Origin of the sequence: Hymenobacter polaris (assembly GCF_012927305.1) — a bacterium.
GTDB lineage: Bacteria > Bacteroidota > Bacteroidia > Cytophagales > Hymenobacteraceae > Hymenobacter > Hymenobacter polaris.
Map to the genome: position 1 here is coordinate 809155 of NZ_JABBGH010000001.1, position 17360 is coordinate 826514.

The 17360-nt window shown below is 66.1% G+C and carries 16 protein-coding genes; 13 read left to right on the forward strand and 3 right to left on the reverse strand.

Going from position 1 to position 17360, the window contains the following annotated elements:
- Positions 1 to 166 precede the first annotated feature (166 nt).
- The 6 genes from HHL22_RS03445 (at position 167) to trmB (ending at position 5464) form a co-directional block, all read left to right on the forward strand.
- Positions 167 to 874 (forward strand): MotA/TolQ/ExbB proton channel family protein, encoded by a 708-nt coding sequence (locus tag HHL22_RS03445; RefSeq protein WP_169529564.1) that lies wholly within the window; start codon positions 167 to 169, stop codon positions 872 to 874.
- Between the two features lie 79 nt (positions 875 to 953).
- Positions 954 to 1400, forward strand: coding sequence for an ExbD/TolR family protein (locus HHL22_RS03450; RefSeq protein ID WP_241737958.1), 447 nt, complete (start codon positions 954 to 956; stop codon positions 1398 to 1400).
- A 96-nt stretch (positions 1401 to 1496) separates the two neighbouring features.
- On the forward strand, positions 1497 to 2414 hold the full coding sequence (locus HHL22_RS03455; protein WP_169529565.1) for a hypothetical protein: 918 nt from the start codon (positions 1497 to 1499) through the stop codon (positions 2412 to 2414).
- A gap of 157 nt (positions 2415 to 2571) precedes the next feature.
- On the forward strand, positions 2572 to 3897 hold the full coding sequence (locus HHL22_RS03460) for a bifunctional folylpolyglutamate synthase/dihydrofolate synthase (RefSeq protein WP_169529566.1): 1326 nt from the start codon (positions 2572 to 2574) through the stop codon (positions 3895 to 3897).
- 133 nt (positions 3898 to 4030) lie between these two features.
- Positions 4031 to 4753 (forward strand): potassium channel family protein, encoded by a 723-nt coding sequence (locus HHL22_RS03465; RefSeq protein WP_169529567.1) that lies wholly within the window; start codon positions 4031 to 4033, stop codon positions 4751 to 4753.
- A 45-nt stretch (positions 4754 to 4798) separates the two neighbouring features.
- A complete protein-coding gene (gene trmB, locus HHL22_RS03470) occupies positions 4799 to 5464 on the forward strand; it encodes a tRNA (guanosine(46)-N7)-methyltransferase TrmB (protein ID WP_169529568.1) in 666 nt (221 codons plus the stop codon).
- Between the two features lie 102 nt (positions 5465 to 5566).
- Here trmB and HHL22_RS03475 read toward each other — a convergent pair whose 3' ends face one another.
- The 3 genes from HHL22_RS03475 to HHL22_RS03485 form a co-directional block, all read right to left on the reverse strand.
- The gene (locus HHL22_RS03475; RefSeq protein WP_169529569.1) at positions 5567 to 6190 is read right to left on the reverse strand and encodes a beta/alpha barrel domain-containing protein; all 624 of its coding nucleotides are present in this window, start codon (positions 6188 to 6190) and stop codon (positions 5567 to 5569) included.
- Between the two features lie 301 nt (positions 6191 to 6491).
- The gene (locus tag HHL22_RS03480; RefSeq protein WP_206680682.1) at positions 6492 to 7889 is read right to left on the reverse strand and encodes an alpha-L-fucosidase; all 1398 of its coding nucleotides are present in this window, start codon (positions 7887 to 7889) and stop codon (positions 6492 to 6494) included.
- Between the two features lie 128 nt (positions 7890 to 8017).
- A complete protein-coding gene (locus HHL22_RS03485) occupies positions 8018 to 8344 on the reverse strand; it encodes a Dabb family protein (protein ID WP_169529570.1) in 327 nt (108 codons plus the stop codon).
- A 243-nt stretch (positions 8345 to 8587) separates the two neighbouring features.
- On the opposite strand from HHL22_RS03485, the gene mnmA reads away from it, so the two are divergent.
- The 7 genes from mnmA to HHL22_RS03520 all read left to right on the forward strand — a co-directional run bounded on the left by mnmA (position 8588) and on the right by HHL22_RS03520 (position 16969).
- Positions 8588 to 9751: a tRNA 2-thiouridine(34) synthase MnmA gene (gene mnmA, locus HHL22_RS03490; protein ID WP_169529571.1), complete on the forward strand. Its 1164-nt coding sequence runs from the start codon at positions 8588 to 8590 to the stop codon at positions 9749 to 9751.
- A gap of 232 nt (positions 9752 to 9983) precedes the next feature.
- Positions 9984 to 10784 carry a hypothetical protein gene (locus tag HHL22_RS03495; protein ID WP_169529572.1) on the forward strand — a complete coding sequence of 267 codons (801 nt, stop codon included), beginning with the start codon at positions 9984 to 9986 and terminating at the stop codon, positions 10782 to 10784.
- A gap of 130 nt (positions 10785 to 10914) precedes the next feature.
- Entirely contained in the window at positions 10915 to 12615 is a 1701-nt protein-coding gene (locus HHL22_RS03500; RefSeq protein ID WP_169529573.1) for a S8 family serine peptidase, read from the forward strand.
- A gap of 153 nt (positions 12616 to 12768) precedes the next feature.
- Positions 12769 to 13092: a hypothetical protein gene (locus tag HHL22_RS03505; protein ID WP_169529574.1), complete on the forward strand. Its 324-nt coding sequence runs from the start codon at positions 12769 to 12771 to the stop codon at positions 13090 to 13092.
- Positions 13093 to 13117: 25 nt separating this feature from the next.
- Entirely contained in the window at positions 13118 to 13483 is a 366-nt protein-coding gene (locus tag HHL22_RS03510; protein ID WP_169529575.1) for a VOC family protein, read from the forward strand.
- A 54-nt stretch (positions 13484 to 13537) separates the two neighbouring features.
- The gene (gene rpe, locus HHL22_RS03515) at positions 13538 to 14260 is read left to right on the forward strand and encodes a ribulose-phosphate 3-epimerase (protein WP_169529576.1); all 723 of its coding nucleotides are present in this window, start codon (positions 13538 to 13540) and stop codon (positions 14258 to 14260) included.
- Between the two features lie 183 nt (positions 14261 to 14443).
- Positions 14444 to 16969 (forward strand): TonB-dependent receptor, encoded by a 2526-nt coding sequence (locus HHL22_RS03520; protein ID WP_195809216.1) that lies wholly within the window; start codon positions 14444 to 14446, stop codon positions 16967 to 16969.
- The last annotated feature ends 391 nt before the right edge of the window (positions 16970 to 17360 follow it).

Consider the following 17360-nt stretch of genomic DNA (forward strand, 5'->3'; position numbering starts at 1 on the left):
TGTTTAATAAGTCCTTGCTAAATACTAATTTAGCCTTGGCTTAATGAAGTAGTAGCTTAGTCGCCAGGCGGCGGCTGGAAGTTAGCCTCTGCGTTTGATTGCGCTGCCGGCCACTACTTGGCCGCGCGCTTGTTGCCTCGCTCTTCGTCTCGTTTTCCCCGCATTAATGTCCGTTCTTTTGCTGCAAGCCGCCCCGGCGCTCACCCCGGCGGTTACCGATACGGCCGCCGCCCGCGCCACTGCCCTGGCCAATGCCGCCCCCGGTCTCTCCTTGGTCGACTTGATTGGAAAAGGGGGGTGGATAATGCTCCCGCTCTTTATCCTGCTCTTTATCGCGCTCTACATTATGATTGAGCGCTACCTCACCATTCGCAAGGCCGGGGGGCAGCCCGAATCGTTTATGCAGGGCATCCGGGCCCTCATGGTGAAGGGCGACTTGCAGGGCGCCAAGCTCTACTGCGCCCAGCACCCCTCGCCGCTGGCCCGCATGGTGGAGAAGGGCCTGCGCCGCATCGGCCTACCCATCACCGAGATTGAGGCCAGCGTCGAGAACGTGGGCAAGATTGAGATTGCCCGCCTCGAAAAGAACATCAGCATCCTGGGCATCATCGCCGGCATCGCGCCCATGCTGGGCTTCGTGGGTACTATCATCGGGGTGATCAAAATTTTCTACGCCATTTCGAGCAGCGGCGAATTTGGCATTACCCAGATTGCCGGCGGCCTCTACACCAAGATGGTGACCTCGGCGGCGGGACTTATCGTAGGTATTATTGCCCACATCGGCTACAACTGGCTCAGCATCTTGGTTGAGCGCATGGTGTTCCGCATGGAAAACTCGGCCATTGAGTTCATGGACATCTTGCAGGATAATTAGTTTTAAATGTGGAAATGTGGGAGATGAAAAAATGTAAAAAATGGGCTAGGTGCTACAGCGTGCACTAAGTACTCATTCTTTGCATCTCTCACATTTTCAAATTTCCACATTCAACAACGTGAACCTCTCGCGCCGCCGTCATTCCAGCTCGCACGTCGAAACCAGCTCGATGAACGACATCATGTTTTTCCTGATGCTGTTCTTCCTGATTGTGTCCACGATGGTGAACCCCAACGTCATCAAGCTGCTGCTGCCCAACGCCAAGAGCACTAAGCAGGTGATGAAGCAGCCCATTACGGTGAGCATTAACGCCGCCGGCGAGTACTTCGTGAACAAGAAGCCGGTGACCTCAACCACCCTCGAGCCCGAGCTGAAAGCGCTCATTCAGCAGGAAAACCTGGACTTGCCCACCGTCGTGCTGCGCGTCGATAACTCGCTGAACGTGCAGAAGCTGGTGGATGTGCTGGAAATTGGCAACCGCCTGAAAATCCGCATGGTCATGGCCACCCAGGCACAGCAAGGGTAAATTATGAAGTAGAAATTATGAGTTATGAATTGGGTTTGAAACAATTCATATTTTCTGAATTCATAATTTTAAGTTCATACTTCATAACTCCAAAAGATGGCCCTGGATTATCCCGAAGAGCACCGGCGCGAGGCACTGCTTATCACCACCGCGATAATGCTACTGCTGGGGCTGCTGTGCTTTTTCCTGCGTTTCAACGGCCCCAACCCACCCCTCGAGCTGATGGGCGGCGACGGCGTGGAGCTGAACTACGGCCTTGACGAGGCCGGCGGGGGCGACGTGCAAACGATGGCTACCGCCAACGCCTCCCGCAGCCGCGAGGACTCGCGCCCGCCCGCCGCCGCCCGGCCCACGCCCCAGCCCGCGCAGCCGCGCACCGTGGCCACGCCCCCGCCGCCCGCCGAGCAAGCCAAGGTGATTACCAGCGACGCTGAGGAGGCGGGCGCCACCGCGCCGCCCGTAGCCAAGCCCAGCCCCAAAGCCGCCCAGCCCGCCCCCGAAACGCCGCCCGCGTCTACCCCTAGGCCCCGCGAGCAGCCCCGCACCCTGTACACGCCCAAGGGCAGCGCCACCGGCACGCCCGGCGGCAACGGCGTGGCCGGCACCAGCAACAACCCCACTGGCAACAGCAACGGCGACCACCCCGGCACCGTGGGCGACCAGGGCGACCCTAGGGGCTCGCTCAACGCCAAGGCCCTGTACGGCGAGCCGGGCAGCGGCGGCAGCGGCTCGCGCGCCGGCAGCGGCGGCGGCAGCGGCCTCGAAATGAGCGGCTGGGCCATCGACAACGTGCCGGACATTCCCAAAATCGACGACAACCCCGGCGTGGCCCGCTTTAAAATCGTGATTAACAACGATGGCGAGGTGGTATCGGTCACCCGGGTGTCGGGTAGCATCTCGCCCGAGCAGGCCCAGGCCGTGCGCAACGCGCTGCAGAACGCCTCCTTCCGCAATATCAACGGCAAAGACGGCGGGGCCACTGGCTACTACAATTTCCGGTATTCGGTGCGCTAAGTATACGCTAGTAGAAGGTGCAAACCATGAACGTCATGCTGAGCTTGCCGAAGCATCTCTCCCGCGCCCCTAGGGGTTGTTCGGTAGAGATGCTTCGACAAGCTCAGCATGACGTTTTTAATCATTGTCGATATTAATTGAGCAACTAATAAACACGATGAATTACTCTGAAACTCTGGCCTGGCTGTACGCGCAACTGCCCATGTACCAGCGGGTAGGAGCAGCGGGCTTCAAGAAAGGCTTGGGCAACACCGAGGCGCTGGCCGAAGCCCTAGGGCACCCCGAGCGGCGGTTTCGCAGCGTGCACGTGGCGGGCACCAACGGCAAGGGCAGCAGCTCGCATATGCTGGCGGCGGTGCTGCAAAGCGCGGGCTACAAGGTGGGTCTCTATACCTCGCCGCACCTGCGCGAGTTCACCGAGCGCATCCGCGTGAACGGGCAGGAGCTGGCGCCCGACTACCTGGTGCGCTGGGTGGCCGAGCACCGCGACTTGTTCGACACCATTCAGCCGTCGTTTTTTGAGATGTGCGTGGCCTTAGCCTTCGACTACTTCGCCGCCGAGCAGGTCGACGTGGCCGTGGTGGAAGTGGGCCTAGGCGGGCGGCTGGATTCAACGAACATCATCACCCCGCTGGTGTCGCTCATCACCAACATCAGCTACGACCACCAGGCGATGCTGGGCGACACGCTGCCCGAAATCGCGGGTGAGAAAGCCGGCATCATCAAGCCCGGCGTCCAGGTGGTGGTCAGCCAGAGCCAGCCCGAGGTAGCCGACGTGTTCAAGGCCAAGGCTCAGCAGCAGGGTAGTCCGCTCTGGTTTGCCGACCAGACCTGGGAGGCTCGGCTGGCCGCCAGCCAGCCCGACCCGGCCCTGACCGGCGCGGCCAGCCAGGTGGTGGACATCACCCGGGAGTACCGGCCTTGGCTGCGCGACGTGACCCTAGGCCTGCCCGGCGACTACCAGCGCCTGAACCTGCCCGGCGTACTGGCCGTGCTGGAAGCCCTGGGGCCGCTGGGCCTGCCCGTGCCCGAGGCCGCCCTGCGCCAGGGCTTGGCCGAGGTGACGCGCCTGACCGGCCTGCGCGGGCGCTGGAGCGTGCTGGGCCACCGCCCGCTGGTAGTGGCCGACACGGCCCATAACGAGGGCGGCCTGCGCCTGGTGCTGGCGCAGCTGGCGCGGGTGCCGCACCGCGCGCTGCACCTGGTGCTGGGCACCGTCAACGACAAGGACGTGGGCACTGTGCTGGCGCTGCTGCCCCAGACGGCCACCTACTACTTCTGCCAGGCCGACATCCCCAGGGCCCTGCCGGCCGACGAGCTGGCCGCGCGGGCGGCCGCGGTGGGGCTGGTGGGCCGGGCCTACGGGCCGGTGGCGGCGGCCGTGGCGGCGGCCCGCGCGGCGGCCGGCCCCGAAGACCTGGTATTTATTGGGGGCAGCACCTTCGTGGTGGCCGAGGTGGCCGAGCTGTACGAAACCCCCTAGGGCCGCTGGCGGCGGGCGCAGGGCTATAGTGAGCAGGTTGGATAGGCCCGGCCGGGGTTGACTAAGGCTACTTCAGGCCCTAGGCAACCCCGGCCGGGCGGCTACTTTTGCGGCCTCACCTGCCCGCTGCCCATTGCTGCCCCTCGCCGATACCAGCTTTCTGCACCGCTACGCCCCTAGGCTGGCGCGCCACCACTACAAGCTGCTGCTGGTCAGCCTGCTGGCGCTGGTGTTGGGCTCTGGCTTCGCGCCAGCCAGTGCCGACCCGCTCCTGTTTACGGCGCTGGTGCTGCAAAATATGGTGGTGGGCGTGCTGGTATTTTCGGCCCGGCGGCGCTGGCTACTGCTGCTGTGCCTGCTGGCGGCGGCGGCCCTCGAGGCGGGCGTGCAGGTGTGGGGCTGGGCGGCGCTGCGCAGCCTCACGGGTTTGGCCTACAGCGTGTTCTGCCTGGTTATCACCCTGCAGATTTTTCGCAAGCTGCTCTCGGCTGGCCGCGTGACGGCCGAGTTGCTGGCGGCCAGCATGTGCGGCTTCGTGCTGCTGGGCATGGTGGGCATGTTTCTGTTTATCGCCATCACCTTCTTTCAGGCCGACGCGTTTGCGGGGGTGCCGGTGGGGCCTACCAGCGTGCAGGCCCTCAACTACTTCAGCTTCACCACGCTGCTCACCGTGGGCTTCGGCGACATCGTGCCCCTCACCAACGTGGCGCGCAAGGCGACCGTGCTGCTGGGCCTGGCCGGGCACTTCTACGACGTGTTTGTGGTGGGCGTGGTGGTAGGCAAGTACGTGAGCCGCAGCGTGGAGGCCGCTCAAAACGAAGCGGCCCCGCCCGCAGCGGCGCAAGACAAGGCCTAGGCGTAGCTTTGCGGCCCGTTTTTGCAATAAATTCCCCCGCCCGCCGTGCCCCGCATCAAGCTCCAGCGCTTTGCCGAGAATGCCACCCGCCCCGACATTGTGGAGCCGGGCAAACCCACCTTCGGCCAATTGGCCGGCCGCTGGCGCCCCGAGTTTTTTGGCAACGACCACCCGCTGGTGCTGGAAGTGGGCTGCGGCAAGGGCGAGTACACGGTGGGCCTGGCCCAGCTTCATCCCGAGCAGAATTTCCTGGGCCTCGACATCAAGGGCGAGCGCATTTGGCGGGGCAGCACCCGCGCCGAGGCCCTGGGGCTGCGCAACGCGGGCTTCGTGCGCCTGCTGGCCCACCAGCTGGCCGCGCACTTTGCCCCCGGCGAGCTAAGTGAAATCTGGATAACCTTCCCCGACCCGCGCCCCCGCGACCGCGACATCAAGCGCCGCCTCACCGCCCCGCGCTTCCTCGACCTTTACCAGGCGCTGCTGGCGCCCGGCGGCGTGGCCCAGCTCAAAACCGACAGCGCGGGCCTGTTCGACTACACGCTGGAGGTGCTGGCCACCCGGCCCGGCGCCGCCATTGAGGTAGCCACCCGCGACCTGTACGCCGAAACCGACCCCGCCTTCGCCGCCGCCCAGGCCATTCAGACGCATTTCGAAGGTAAGTACCGGGCCCAGGGCGTGCCCATCAAGTACGTGCGCTTCCGGTTGGGGTAGTCAGTTAGCAGCCATCAAGTAGCAGTAGGCTTTAGGTGGCAGGCATTTGTCATGGCGAGCCTACTGCCTAAAGCCTACTGCTACTTGATACTCGGTAATTCCCTAGGCTTCTTCCAGGGCCTCAAATACGGCCTCCAGCTCGGTGAAGTCGCGCAGGCCGGGTTTCAGCTCGTCGCCGCCGCTGAGGATGAGGCCGGCTGGGTGCACTTGCTGGGCCGTGTCGGCGGCCTGGGTGGGGTCGGCGGGGGCGGCCAGCCAGAGCGGCGCCTGGCGGGCCAGCTGGTGGTAGTAGGCCCGGTCGGTGGCGTAGGGGCGCGGGGCTTCGCCAAACAGGGCAAAGCCGGCCGGGAAGCTGGCCGTGAGGTCGGCCAGGGTGGCCGCCAGGTGGTCGGGGTGGGTGAGCACCACTTCGGGCACTTCTACCAGCACCGGCACGGCCAGGCCCTGGGGCCAGGCCGGGCGCCCGCGGTCGAGGCGCAGCAGCACCCCCGACAAGTCGCACTCTTCCACCAGGCGGTTGATTTCGGCGCCGGCCACGTGCCCAAACTCGCCGATGATATCGACGCCGGCCACCCAGCCGGCCAGCTCGCGGGCCGTGGCCGCATCGAGGGCGCCGGGCAGCTGCTGGTCGAGGGTGAAGATGAGGCCCTGGGCCCCCATGCCCGCGCAATAGCGGGCGTCGGAAAGGTTATTAATGCCGCGAACGAGGACTGGAAGGGCAAGCATGGGTGCGTGGGTAAATGGTAGCAAGCGAGCGCAAAAGTAAGGCAGGCGCATGGGCGCGGCCGGCTACCACCTAGGGCCACCCCAGGGCGCGAAACAGCCAAGCGTGTTAGGAACTGTTAACGGTAGGCTAGAATAGTTTGAAGAGCATGTCTGGTAACCAAAAAGCCCGTCATGCTGAGCTTGTCGCAGCATCTTGGCAGGGCGACACCCGCACGACACCCGCCAGCCAAGATGCTTCGACAAGCTCAGCATGACGGGCTTTTTGGCTATCAGTAACCCCTTAGCCGGCGCGGGCTGGGCCCTAGGGCAGGGCGTTGTGCACTTTAAACACGTAGGCGAACGGCGACGGCACTTGCGCCGGCGTAAGGGCGGGCGGCTGGATGAGGAACTGGCCCCGCCGGCGCCGGCACTTAACGGGCACCGGGCTGCCCAGCAGCGTCACGGTGGGGTGGCGGCGGGCCGGCACGCCCGCCACTACAAAAGCCGCCGGCGGCCAGCGCGGGGCCAGCACGTACACGTCGCGCCCCTTGGCCGTGTAGTAGAGCGCCGGGGGCTGCGGCCCGGGTAGGGGCGCGCCGGGGGGAGCCCACGCGTGCGTGCCGTAGATGGCTTCGCCGTTGACGGCCAGCCACTGGCCGATGTCGAGCAGCCGCTCCTGCATGAGCACGGGAATCGTGCCATCGGCGGCCGGCCCGATGTTGAGCAGCAGGTTGCCGCCCCGGCTCACGATGGCGATGAGTTGCTGCACGAGCTGAGCTGAGGTGCGGTAGTCGTTGATGTTCTCGGCCCGGTTGAAGCCGTAAGACTCGCCCATGCCCCGGCTCTCCTCCCAGGCGTGGGCGGGGCCCACGTGCGCGTCGTCGCTGGCGTACTCGCTGGTGTAGTAGCCGCCGTGCTGGCCGCGGGTGCCCTGGCCCCAGCGGTCGTTCACGACCACCTCGTCTTTGTTGGGGGCGTAGTTGTAGAGCCAGGCCAGAAACTCGGGGCTGCGCCAGTAGGTGGCGGGGTAGTCCCACTCGCCGTCGGCAAAGAGCAGGGCGGGCTGGTAGCGGGTCACCAGCTCTTTAAGCTGGTAGAGTGAGTTTTGCGCGACGTACTGGCTCTCGGGTATTTGGTGACGCGCCACGTCGGCGGGCGGCAGGTAGTAGCCGCTCGGGCGGCGGCTGGTTGGCGTGCTTTCCCACTCCAGCAGCGAGTAGTAGAGGCCCATCTTCAGGTGGCGGGCGCGCACGGCCTGGGCAAGCTCGCCCACCAGGTCGCGGTGGGGGCCCACGGCGGCGCTGTTCCAATCCTGCTTGTAGGGCGCCGTGGTGGGCCAGAGGCAGTAACCATCGTGGTGCTTGGCTGTGAGCACCACGTAGCGGGCCCCGGCGCGCGCAAACAAGTCGGCCCAGCGGGCGGGGTCAAACAGCTCGGCCCGGAACAGGGGGCCGAAGTCGCGGTAGGTGAAGGAGGGGCCGTAATTCTTGTTGTGGAAGCTTTGGCGCAGCGCCGGGTTGCCGTACACGTCGGCCCCGTACCACTCGGCGTAGGTTTCATAGGGCCTAGGGCTGACGGGGCGGTAGGCGGGCACCGAATACACCCCCCAGTGAATGAAGATGCCAAACTTGGCCTCGGTGAACCACGCCGGCACGGGGCGCTGGTCGAGCGACGACCACGTGGGCGCATAGAGCGCCTGGGCGCGAGCGGGCAGGGGCAAGACCGCAGCAACGCCTAGGAGCGCAGGCAGCCCCCACCAGCGCCAGCAGGACGAGAAAGCCATCATATTAAAGGCTGTTGTGGTTAGTCCAGGGTAGGAAAGCCCGGTCGCGAGCGGCCCGGCCAGCCTTACAACGCGGGCCCTACCGCGTCGTAGATGACGACTTTCTCCCAGTAGCGGGCGTAGCGCTGCCGAAACTCCTCGTGCAGCGGGTGCTGCTGGTAGCTTTGCTCATCGGCCGCGCTGGCAAAGAAGCACAGCCAGGAGTAGGTGTAGCTGCGGTCGATGACGGCGCGGTCGGTGGCGGCGGGCGTGCCGATGTGGGCCAGCTTAATGCTGGGAACGCCGCGCAGCAGCTGCAGGCCTTCCAGCAGCTGGGCCTGGTCGGCCGCGCTGGCGCCGGCCGGGGCGTAGAACAAGACGTGGTGCACAAACAGGGTGGAATTGGGGACCATGGGGCGAATAGGAAAAAGCGAGAAACTGCGCCGGGCCGCGCGAGCTGGCACCGACGGGCGCAAAATACGGCAACTGGCCCCGCCCGGCGGCCCGGCGCCGCCTGGCCGCCGCCCGCGCCCCGCCGGCTATCGGGCCGCGCGCAGCCTGCTGCTGGCCCGCGGGCCCCGGCTGGTTTGGGCGCCGTATCTTTGCGGCTGGCCCCAGCCGGAACGTTCACCTCCCTAGGGTGGGTTGCCAAGCTAATGAACACCAACCAAGTGAAAGGCCGCGTCCTCGTGGCCATGAGTGGCGGCATCGACTCGAGCGTGGCCGCGGTGCTGCTGCACGAAGCCGGCTACGAAGTAGTGGGCATGACCATGAAAACCTGGGACTACGCCACGGCCGGCGGCTCGAAGAAGGAAACCGGCTGCTGCTCGCTGGACTCCATTAACGATGCCCGCGACATTGCCGTGCGCCTGGGTTTCCCGCACTATATCATCGACATTCGGGAGGAATTCGGCGACTACGTCATCGACAACTTCACGGAGGAGTACCTGGCCGGCCGCACCCCCAACCCCTGCGTGCTCTGCAACACCCACATTAAGTGGGACGCCCTGCTGCGCCGGGCCGACATGCTGGGCTGCGAGTTCATCGCCACCGGCCACTACGCCCGCATCCGGCACGACGCCGAAACCGGGCGCTACGTGGTGAGCAAGGGCCTCGACGAAAACAAAGACCAGAGCTACGCGCTGTGGGGCGTGAGCCAGGCCAGCCTGAGCCGCACGCTGTTTCCGCTGGGCGAGCTGCGCAAGTCGGAGATTTACGACGAGGCCCGCCGCCGCGGCTTCACGGCCCTCGTGAACAAGCCCGAGAGCTACGAAATTTGCTTTATCCCCGACAACGACTACCGCGGCTTCCTGCGTCGCCGGGTGCCGGGCCTCGATGAGCGCGTGGCCGGCGGCCGCTTCGTGGATAGCGCCGGACGCGACCTGGGCCCGCACGAGGGCTACCCGTTCTATACCATCGGGCAGCGCAAGGGCCTGGGCATTGCCCTTGGGTTTCCGGCCTACGTGGTGGCCATCCGGCCCGATACCAACGAGGTGGTGCTGGGCAACTACGACGAGCTGGCTTCCTCCTTCACTACCGTGCACAAGCTCAACCTGGGCAAGCTGGCCTCGCTGGAAGGGCGCGGCCTGGTGCCGGCCGTGGTGAAGGTGCGCTACCACCACGCCGGCACGCCCGCCTTGCTTGAGCAAGATGGTCCCGACCACATCCGCCTCTACTTCACCGAGCCGGTGCACGCCGTTACGCCCGGCCAGGCCGCCGTCTTCTACGACGGAGCCGATGTGCTGGGCGGCGGCTGGATTACGCGCCACGTCATTGGCGAAGCACCAGCGCCAGCGGCCGGGGTGGCCGCACTGGCCTAGGGAGTTAAAATAGGACGTTGGGCAGGCGCGGTCGCCCTCCGCGCGGACCCCACCCCCTAGCCCCCTCTCCCGGAGGGGAGGGGGCTAGGGGGTGGGGTCCGCGCGGAGGGCGACCGCGCCTGCGTAACACCACCCGCCCGCGCATACGGCCCAGTTGCGACCGGGCGTTAGTACCTTGCTAGCCGGTGCGTGCACCCGCTAGCAAGGTATTTTTATGCCGTTATTCTTTTGTATGATTCGACGTTTTAGCACAGCAGATAGGCTTACCGGCCGGGTACTGGCCCTAGGGGCAGCGGGCCTCGCGGCGGCCCTGGCCCTGGGCAGCTGCCGCCACGAGTCGGTGGTAGTGCCTGCCTACAGCGACTATTACCCGCTGACGCTGGGCGCCTACCGCAGCTACGTGGTGCAGGACTCGACCTGGAAGGCCGGTAAGGTGACTACCACCCAGTACCAGCTGCGCGAGCGCGTGAGCGAGCAGTTTAGCGACGCCGCCGGGCTGCCCGCCTACCGCCTGGTGCGCTCGCGCCGCGCCGACGCCAGCGCCGCCTGGACGGATGACAGCGTGCTGGTGGTGCAGCCCCTGCCGCGGGCCCTGCTGCTGACGCGCAGCAACGTGCGCACCGTGGAAATGATTTATCCGCCCGTGGCTGGCAAGGGCTGGAACCAGTACGCCCTCACCGTCAACGGCCAGGCCGCCACCTACCAGTTCGTCGATACCGTGACTAACCTGACGCGGCGCTACGGGCCCAGCGTGGGCGGGGCCTACACCACGCCCGCCGCCGGCCCGGCGGCCGCCAAAGCGTACGCCACCACCGCCACGGTGCTCGACATCCTGCCCGTGGGCCTGAACGACGGCATTTACCGGCGCAGCGGCTACCAGCAGGTGTTTGCCCTGGGCACCGGCCCGGTGCTGCGCCGCCGCTACTACTACGAGCTGTTCACGACCGGCAGCGGCGGCCAGCAAACCCCCACCAGCAGCATCCAGAACGGCACCTCGCGCCGCGAAACCCTGCTCGAAACCGGCACGCTGTAGGGGCCGGCTAACCCCGCTGCGGCTTGGCGCGGGCTTGGGGTGGCACCTTAGCGGCAGCGGGCGCGCCCAGCGCTGGGCGGGCGAGGGCCGCTCGCTGCCTTTTTACACAAGCGATTCACTGACTACCTGCATGAAACGTATTATTTGGCTGGCTTGGCTGCTGGTAGGGGGCCTAGGCGCCTTGCCGCGCGCCCAGGCCCAAACGACTACGCTGGCGCCGCGCCGCTACCTGGTTTATTTTCAAGACAAAGCCAACTCGCCCTACTCGGTGGCCCGGCCGCAGCAGTTTTTGTCGGCGCGGGCGCTGGCCCGGCGCCAGCGCCAGGGCATTGCCGTGCGCCCGCGCGACTTGCCCGTGACCCCTGCCTACGTGGCCCAGGTGCGGGCCGTGAGCGGTAGCCCGCAGGTGCTTTACACCACGCGCTGGCTCAACGGGGCCGTGCTCAGCTGCGACTCGGCCACCTACGCCCAGGTGCTGCAACTGCCGGCGGTGCGCAGCGGCCGCCCGCTGAGCCTGCTGCCCCCGGTGGCCCCTAGGGCCGCCCCGCCGGTGCTGCCCGGCCCGCCCGCCGCCCGCACCACCGAGGCCCGCGCCACCTACGGCGCGGCCTACGCCCAAAACCAGCTCATCGGCGCCGTGGCGGCCCACGGCGCGGGCTTCCGGGGCGAGGGCATGCAGGTGGCGGTGTTCGACGCCGGCTTTCCGGGCGTCAACCAAATGGCCGCTTTGCAGGCGCTGCAAACCCAGGGCCGGGTGGCCAGCACCCGCAACTTCGTGGACGGCGGCACCAGCGTGTACTTGCGCAACGGCCACGGCACCGCCACCCTGGGCTTGATAGCGGGCGAGCTGCCGGGCACCTACGTGGGCACCGCCCCCAGGGCCACCTTCCACCTCTGCATCACGGAGGACGTGAACAGCGAGTATCCCATTGAGGAAGCCAACTGGCTGGCCGCCGCCGAGTACGCCGACTCGGTGGGGGTGGACGTTATCAGCTCGTCGTTGGGCTACACCACCTTCGACCAGCCCGCCCTCTCGCACACCTACGCCGAGTTGAACGGGCGCACGGCCATCAGCAGCCTAGCGGCCCTGGGGGCGGCGCGTGTGGGCATGGTGGTGTGCAACTCGGCTGGCAACGACGGCGGCAACGCCTGGCACTACATCGGGGTGCCGGCCGACGCCGACAGCATCATCACGGTGGGCGCCGTCGACTCCTTGCGCCAGCACGCGGGCTTCAGCTCGTACGGGCCCACGGCCGATGGGCGAATAAAGCCCACGCTGGCGGCCATGGGCGTAGCCTCGGCCGTGCTCACGCCCGTGGGCACCGTGGTGCGGGGCAACGGCACCTCCTACGCCTGCCCCGAGCTGGCGGGCCTGGTGGCCGATTTCTGGCAGGCTAACCCCACGCTCACTGCCCAGCAAGTCATTGCGGCGCTCACGCGCGCGGGCTCGCAGGCTGCGGCGCCCGACAATACCTTGGGCTACGGCATTCCCGACTTCACCACCGCCTACAATCTGCTGCACCCCGGCCAGCCGCTGGCCGCCACGCCGGCCGCCCCCGCGCCCCCTACCGAAACGCTGAGCGTGTTTCCCAACCCCAGCCGCGGCAGCGAGCTGCTGCTGGGGTTGCCGCCGGCGCTGCGCGGCCAGGCCCTGCGCGTGCGCATCGTGGATGCGCGCGGCGCGCTGGTGGCCGAGCAGCTGGTGCCGCCGGGCGCGGCCCCGGTGCCGCTGCGGCTGCCGGCGCGCGGCCTGGCGCCCGGCACCTACCAGTGCGTGGTGCGGCCCGCGGCGGGCGGGGCCGGGCAGGTAGTGCGGTTCAGCCAGCAGTAGGGGCCTGGGGTTAAAGGTTAGCAGTAGTTTCGCCGACCTTTTAACTTTCCCCAGACAATAGAAATCTAATATGATTGGCTAAATATTTCTAAAAATATTGGCAAATATAATCGGTTGTCGTATCTTTAAGCCGTCATTCAACCGACGCACGCCATGTTACAGCTAATGACTACCAAGCGCATTGGGCGCCGCCAGTTCCACTTCACGGTGGAGGGCAAAAACTTTCACGAAGTGGTGGCCGAGTACGACCGCCTGAGCTTTCCCGACGTGGGGGCCTGCGGCCTCTGCGGCTCCGATAACCTCGACCTGACCAGCCGGGTGGCCCAGGGCAAGTTCAAGTACACCAGCATTAAGTGCAAGGACTGCAAGGGCGACCTCACCTTTGGCAAGATGCAGGAAGACGAGGATACGTACTTTTTGCGCCGCAAGCCGGGCGGCGAGCTTGACTGGCGCCCCATGGAAAAGAAGCCCGAGTAGGCCCGGCCTAGGGTCTTGCACCACCATGAAGCTTAACGCGCTTTCGCTGCGGCCGTTTATCGGGGCCCGGGACTTTGCGCAGTCCCGGGCCTTCTACGCCGAGCTGGGTTTTCAGGAAACCGCTTTGACGCCAACCCTGTCGCTGTTTGCCACTGAGGCGCTGGGGTTTTACTTGCAGGACGCCTACGTGCCGGACTGGATTGCGAATACCATGGTTTTTCTGGAAGTAACCGACGCCGACCAGTACTACCAGCAGCTGCGGGCCCTGGACTTGCCGGCCCGGTATGCGGGCGCCCGGCTAACGCCGGTGCAAACTTTTGCCTGGGGCAAGGAGTGCTACCTGTACGACCCCTGCGGCATCCTCTGGCACGTGGGCGAGTTTGCCCGCTAGCTGGCCGCGTTGTTGCCCGTCGGGCCTAGCCGGCGGGTTTCTACCTTTGCGGGCATGAGCGTACACCCCATTGCCGCCGGCCCCCCCCGCCGCGAGCCGCTGCTGGCCCCCTCGCTGCTGGCTAGCGACCTGGCCAACATTCAGGCCACGGCCGAAACCCTGGCCGGCGCCGAAGCCGACTGGCTGCACTTCGACGTGATGGACGGGTGCTTCGTGCCCAATATCTCGTTCGGGCTGCCCATCCTCGAAGCCCTCAAGCCCCACGCCAAGCAGCCCATCGACGTGCACCTCATGATTGAGGAGCCGCAAAACTACCTGGCTGCCTTCCGCGACGCGGGCGCCACCAACCTAACGGTGCACTACGAGGCCTGCCCGCACCTGCACCGCGTGGTGCAGCAAATCAAGGCCCTAGGGTGCGTGGCGGGCGTGGCCCTGAACCCGGCCACCCCGGCGGGCCTACTCGTGGACATTGCCGCCGACCTCGACTACGTGCTGGTGATGTCGGTGAACCCCGGCTTCGGCGGGCAGGCCTTTATTCCGCACACCCTGCAAAAGGTAGCCGAACTGAAAGACTTGCTGCTCGACGCCGGCTCGCCCGCCCTTATCGGCGTGGATGGCGGCGTGGACGACCGCAATGCCGCTGCCCTGGTGCAGGCTGGGGCCGACGTACTCATCGCGGGCAGCTTCGTATTTAAGGCCAGTGCCGGGCCGGTGGCCACGCTGGCCGCCCTGCGCCAGCAGCTGCGCCAGGCAGGGGAGGAGCGCGCGGCAGCGTAGTAGCGAGCCAGCGCCTGCCCGTCAACCCAATGTTCCCTAGGGCCTCGGCGCCCTGAAACAACGACCCCACCGCGCGGCCCGCCGTATTTTCGACCGGGGCTTACTAAAAACCGAAGGTTGGCGTTGAGGCGGCGACGTTCGGCCACTTGCCGTTCTTAGCCGCTTATCCCGTCCTGCCGCTGCTTGAAGTATCTACCGCTACTCGCTATTCTTAGTTTGCCGCTGGCCGGGCCCGTCCTGGCCCAGCAAGCGCCGGCGCCCGCCGCGCCCCCGGCGACCCCCGCCGTGCTGGTGCTCAGCGGCACCGTGCGCGACGCCCAGGGCCAGCCCCTGGAACTGGTGGTGGTGGGCCTGGAGGGCCTGCCCGGCGGGGCCACCACCGGGCCCGACGGCACGTTTCGGCTGCGGGTGCTGCGAGCGCTGGCGCCCGGCACGCGCGTGACGCTGGTGGCGCGGCGCCTGGGCTACCAGCCCCAGCGCCAGCTGCTTACCCTGCCCGAGGCGGCTGGCCAGCCTCTGCAGCTGCAACTGCAGCCCGACGCCCACGCCCTAGGGGGCGTGCGGGTGCGCGGCCGCCGCGCCGACGCCGACAGCCGCGAGCAAGTCAGCCTCACCCAGCTCGACCCCAACACGGCCAAGGTCATTCCCTCGCCGTTCGGTGATTTCAGCGCCGTGCTTAAGACCCTGCCGGGCGTGGTGAGCAACAACGAGCTGAGCAGTACCTACGGCGTGCGCGGCGGCAACTACGAGGAAAACCTGCTCTACGTGAACGGCATCGAGGTATACCGGCCGTTTCTGGTGACGCAGGCCCAGCAGGAGGGCCTAAGCTTTGTGAATCCCGAGCTGGTGCAGCAAGTGAGCTTCAGCACCGGCGGCTGGCAGCCCAAGTACGGCGACAAACTCTCGTCGGTGCTCGACATCCAATACAAGGAGCCCACCAAGTTCGCGGCCTCGGCCACGGCCAGCCTGGTGGGCGGCTCGGCCCACGTGGAGGCGCGCTCGAAGAACGAGCGCGTGAGCTACCTAGGGGGCGTGCGCTACAAAAACGCGCAGTACGTGTTTAATTCGCTGCGCCAAAACCAGGGCCAGTACAACCCCACTTTCTACGACGGGCAGGCCTACGTGAACATCGGCCTGGGCAACAAGAACGGCGACTTGCAGCGCACCAGTCTGGGCCTGCTGGGGGTGGTGGCCCACAACGACTACCGCTTCGTGCCGGTGAGCGGGCAGGTGACGTTTTCGACGGCCGTCAACCAGTTTGCCCGCGTCAGCATTGACTACCAGGGGCGCGAGCGGATGCAGTACGACACCTACCAGGGTGGCCTCGACCTCAAGCACAACGTGCACGCGGGTTTGCAGTTCGAGCTGCTGGCGTCGGCCCTGAGCACGCGCGAGTTTGAGTTTCGGGACGTGGAGGCCGGCTACCGCTTTGCCGACATCAACCGCGACCCCACCAGCGCCGACTACAACCAGCCGGTGCGCCAGCGCAGCATTGGCTCCTCATTCAGCCACGCCCGCAATGACCTGCTGGCCCGCGTGTACACGGCCGAGCTGCGCGGGCGTTGGAACCCCGGCGGTAACCCCCAGGGCCCGCACCTGCTGCGCTGGGGCGTGAAGACGGGCCGCGAAATTATCGACGACCGCCTGGACGAGTACAGCTTCGCCGACTCGGCCGACTACGTGCCCGACGCCCGGCGCACCCGGCTGGCCGCCACCCTGGGCCTGAACAGCCAGCGCACCCAGGGCTACGCGCAGCACAGCTGGGAAATCGACAGCCTGCGCACGCTCACCTACGGGGTGCGGGCCCACTACTGGTCGGTGAATAAGCAGCTGGTGTTCAGCCCTAGGGCGCAGTTTGCGAGCCGCGACCGGCGCCACCCCGACCGCAGCTGGAAGGCGGCGGTGGGCCTCTACGCCCAGCCGCCCTTTTACCGCGAGCTGCGCTCGCCCCAGGGGCAGCTCAACCTCGATTTACGGGCCCAGAAGTCGTACCACTTCGTGCTGGGCCGCGAGGTGGTGCTGCACCTGGGCGGGCGGCCGTTCCGCCTCAGCACCGAGGCCTACTACAAGCTGCTGCGCGACGTGGTGCCCTACGAAATCGACAACGTGCGCCTGCGCTACGCGGCCCAAAATAGCGCCCGCGCCTACGCCGCCGGCCTCGACGCGCGCCTCTCGGGCGAGTTCGTGCGTGGGGTGGAGTCGTGGCTGAGTTTGAGCCTGCTGACCACCAAGGAGCTGATTGCCGGCGACACCGTGACGACCTTCGACGCCCAGGGCAACCGCACCGGCGTGCAGCCCCTAGGGTGGATTCGGCGGCCCCAGGACCAGCGCCTGACGGCCAGCATCTTCTTCCAGGACCACCTGCCCGACAATCCCTCGGTGCGCGGCTACGTGAACCTGGTATTCGGCACCGGCCTGCCCTTCAGCCCACCCGGCCTGCCCCAGTACCGCGGCGACAACGCCCTCACGAGCGCCTATAACCGCGTGGACGTGGGCTTCAGCAAAGTAGTTAGCCTGCGCGCCGGCACCCCCAAGCCCCACCTGTCCTCGCTCGAAAGCCTGTGGCTGGGCCTGGAGATTCTCAACATCCTAGGGGCCAACAACGTGGCCAGCTACAGCTACCTGCAGGACGTGAGCGGCACCACCTACTCGGTACCCAGCTACCTCTCGCAAAGGGTGCTGAATATCAAAGCGGTAGCGCGATTTTGAGTGCTAAAAAATACCTAGAAATATAGCTAAAATACTTAGTTTTGGGGGTGGTGGCGGTATCTTTGCCGCAAGCGCGTTGGGTTATGCCCCACGACCAAAACGGGTTTCCTAAAAAATGAAACCCCAGCTGCCTAGGAACAGCCGGGGTTTCTGAAGTGTGGGGTTATGGTACAACCTCTACTTCATCGGGAAACATGAATAGGGAAAGCGCGACTAAACTACTGCAAGATGTCGGAAAGGCAATCTTGTTGGGGTTAGTAAGCGGGGCAGCCAAGGCGTTAGCCGCACTGCTCATCGCTCACTGGCTACGGTAGTTGGAAAGGGTGTTGGCCAAGTGGTCGGCACCCTTTTTTACGGGGCGAAGATAAGCTGCCTAACGCAATTATTGTTT